This window comes from Paenibacillus apii (genome assembly GCF_011043685.1).
Taxonomy (GTDB): Bacteria; Bacillota; Bacilli; order Paenibacillales; family Paenibacillaceae; genus Paenibacillus_AQ; species Paenibacillus_AQ sabinae.
In genome coordinates, this window is the sequence record NZ_JAAKGU010000036.1 from 1 (window position 1) to 648 (window position 648).

Genomic DNA, 648 nt, shown 5'->3' on the forward strand with positions numbered 1-648 from the left:
CCTAACCGCTCCCCTTAACCTTCCAGCACCGGGCAGGCGTCAGCCCGTATACTTCGCCTTGCGGCTTCGCACAGACCTGTGTTTTTGCTAAACAGTCGCTTGGGCCTTTTCACTGCGGCCCCCTCGGGCTATTCACCCTACCGAGGCACCCCTTCTCCCGAAGTTACGGGGTCATTTTGCCGAGTTCCTTAACGAGAGTTCTTCCGCGCGCCTTAGAATTCTCTTCTCGCCTACCTGTGTCGGTTTGCGGTACGGGCACCTTCTCCTGGCTAGAGGCTTTTCTTGGCAGTGTGAGATCATGACCTTCGCTACTGTAATTTTCGCTCCCCATCACAGCCTGGCCTTATGATGTGCGGATTTGCCTACACACCAGCCTCACTGCTTGGACGGACATCCATCAGTCCGCGTCACTACCCTCCTGCGTCCCCCCATCGCTCATAACGGATTACGGTGGTACAGGAATATCAACCTGTTGTCCTTCGACTACGCCTGTCGGCCTCGCCTTAGGTCCCGACTTACCCTGAGCGGACGAGCCTTCCTCAGGAAACCTTGGGCTTTCGGCGGATCAGATTCTCACTGATCTTTTCGTTACTCATACCGGCATTCTCACTTGTATGCAGTCCAGCTGTCCTCACGATCAACCTTCAA

The 648-nt window shown here is 55.4% G+C and carries 1 rRNA gene; it reads right to left on the reverse strand.

From position 1 onward, the window contains the following. Positions 1-648, reverse strand: a 23S ribosomal RNA gene (locus tag G5B47_RS25280); the annotation flags it as partial.